The organism is Chamaesiphon sp., assembly GCF_041737865.1.
Lineage (GTDB): Bacteria > Cyanobacteriota > Cyanobacteriia > Cyanobacteriales > Chamaesiphonaceae > Chamaesiphon.
Genome location: NZ_JBGSQZ010000131.1, coordinates 1 through 2,283, shown reverse-complemented (window position 1 = coordinate 2,283; position 2,283 = coordinate 1). Strand labels below are relative to the sequence as shown.

Below are 2,283 nucleotides of genomic sequence, written 5' to 3'. Positions count from 1 at the left end.
CCCTTGAAGGCGTTCTCCAGATTCAAGCGATCGAGTGCAAGGGTTTTGAGCCTTTCAACGTCAAAACCTTGCACTTAATTTCTGAAAAAAGGCTCAAAACCCTTGCAGTGATTGGCTTGCTGAGATCTTCAGCAAGCCCTAACTAATGATTGACAATCGGGTTTGCTCGATCGAATCGGTTCAAGTCGATCTATGATTTGTGGGATGCACAGATCTACCCACCCCACCCTACGGGCACCCCTCCGTGGAGGGGATTTAATGGCGCGAAGGTTGCCTTTAACTTTTTCTGCGTACTGAATGGTTTGCGGACTGGCGAAATTTCAGCGATGGTGGGTGTCACCGTCCAATCGTAATTTTGTAGCAAAGTCGAGAGAATTATCTTCATCTCCATATTGGCAAATTCTACACCGATGCAGCTATGGGCACCGCCACCAAAACCAATCAAGGAATAAGGATATTTCTTGTCTTCCTCACGCGGGGGCGCAAACCTGTCGGGATCGAATGAATCTGGTTCTTTGTAAATTTCTGGCATTCGATGAGTGATGCCCGAAAAAATTACCATATACCAACCAGCCGGAATATTGTAGCCAGCATACTCAATATCTTCGACTACTGCACGACTCAGTGCATGAGCTGGTGGATAGAGGCGTTCGCCTTCTTTCTTTGATAATCTGCCGAATATAGTCAGCAATTTGGCGACGTGCAGCTTGCCCTCGTCCGTAAAAAGTGAGTAGGTTATCCCACTTAATCATCCCATCGAGGCTGTTGACTAGAGTCACATACCACTGCGATACTCGATCGATTTCTGCCGTCTTTGCACTACCCAAAAAAGTCCTGACAGCGATCGAGAGTGTCAACTTTCGCATCTCGGTTTCTAGGCTAATCGTGCCCTGCTTGCCCCAATTTGCCACTGTTTCGGTCACAACTGCCTGAATCGTGTCAAAGTAAGCGGCGATCGCTTGATGGTGAAATATCGGCAAAATCAGCTTCCGGCTGGCGCGATGCTCTGCGCCATCTTGCAGCAATACCAAATCTTTGCTCACAATCGGTTCTAGCGATCGATTACCCAATTTCGATGATAACTTGTCGGCTCCATCTTTCAACACAAATTGATTCGCCTCTGGCCCAATTAGACAAGCACATTTACCAAAGCCGATCGCCTCTGGTAGTGATATTTTGAAGATCTTGCCATACTGTTGGTACTGCTGCCAATAGAATAGCTCTTGTTTAGTGAAAGCTTCGATCGTATGCCCGATAAATGGCAATCCAAAGCTACCAGGCATCATGTCAGCGGACTTGAGTTTGTCATTCATAACAACAATTTATTCCAAATTGTGACATAATTAGTTTATGAGTAAATTCTCATCTTTGTCAAGCGATAAAACTCTTCGCCGTCAACCCCAGCAAAAACGCGGGAAACAGCGAGTTGAGAAGATTAAGATCGCCGCTGCGGAAGTTTTCGCCGAGGCGGGATTTGCAGCGGCAACAATCCAACAAATAGCCGATCGAGCTAACACCGCCGTCGGTTCGATTTACCAGTTTTTCCCTGATAAGCTAACGATTTTCCAAGCTCTGCTGTCAGAGCATATGCAGCAAGAAGAGATCTTGGAGGCGGCTTTTTTCGCTGCCGATCTCAATCGTCCACTCATGCAGGTGATTGATGAATATATCGATACCTACGCTGGCTACTTTGAGCAACCTATTCCGCGCTGTATTGCCTTACAAGACTATTTGCAACCGATCGCTGGACTATCGACTTTAATTGAAAACATACCCGATCGGCTATCGATATCACTCAAAAGACATGCCAATTTTTATCGACAACGCAGCCCTAATTTGAGCGAAGCCAAAAGTGAATTACTTTCGGAAATTGCTCGTAATATGTTGAATAGTTTGTTTCTTAGTGCGCTCAAAAGTGATGTACAACGCCGCCAGGAACTCTATGCCGAAATCAAGGATGTCCTATATGGCTATCTAAATCCGCACATCGGCGACCATCTCCTCGTTTTGCACAGTCAAAAGATGATCTGTCCAGAATGTCAGAGCGATCGAGTGGCGAAAAATGGTCGTCAACAAGGTAAGCAGCGGTATGTATGTAGAGGATGTGGGCGGCAATTTGTCGATCGCTACGCAGATAGAGGATATCCTCTAGAGATTAGGCAAAAGTGTCTCGATCTCCATCAACAGGGAGTTAGCTTTCGCGAAATCGAACGCAGTACTGGTGTCTCGCATAATACTGTTATTAACTGGGTGAAAAATATGCAGATCGAGAAGTAGGGGTAA

The 2,283-nt window shown here is 45.9% G+C and carries 2 protein-coding genes and 2 pseudogenes; 2 read left to right on the top strand and 2 right to left on the bottom strand.

Features of this window, described 5'->3' with window-relative positions:
- Positions 1–214 precede the first annotated feature (214 nt).
- Positions 215–691 carry a cytochrome P450 gene (locus ACEW9J_RS09360; RefSeq protein ID WP_373544860.1) on the bottom strand — a complete coding sequence of 159 codons (477 nt, stop codon included), beginning with the start codon at positions 689–691 and terminating at the stop codon, positions 215–217.
- The gene (locus ACEW9J_RS09355) at positions 597–1,313 is read right to left on the bottom strand and encodes a cytochrome P450 (RefSeq protein ID WP_373544859.1); all 717 of its coding nucleotides are present in this window, start codon (positions 1,311–1,313) and stop codon (positions 597–599) included. The genes ACEW9J_RS09360 and ACEW9J_RS09355 overlap by 95 nt, the downstream gene beginning before the upstream one ends.
- A gap of 37 nt (positions 1,314–1,350) precedes the next feature.
- Between ACEW9J_RS09355 and ACEW9J_RS09350 the strand changes: the two are divergent.
- Together ACEW9J_RS09350 and ACEW9J_RS09345 are read left to right on the top strand one after the other, a co-directional pair.
- Positions 1,351–1,965, top strand: a pseudogene (locus tag ACEW9J_RS09350) (TetR/AcrR family transcriptional regulator); the annotation flags it as partial.
- A 57-nt stretch (positions 1,966–2,022) separates the two neighbouring features.
- Positions 2,023–2,122: pseudogene (locus ACEW9J_RS09345) on the top strand (IS1 family transposase); the annotation flags it as partial.
- Positions 2,123–2,283: the final 161 nt, after the last annotated feature.

Excerpts from the sequence above, each read along its gene's own strand:
- ACEW9J_RS09355 (WP_373544859.1), bottom strand. The coding sequence starts at position 1,313 with ATGAATGACAAACTCAAGTCCGCTGACATGATGCCTGGTAGCTTTGGA.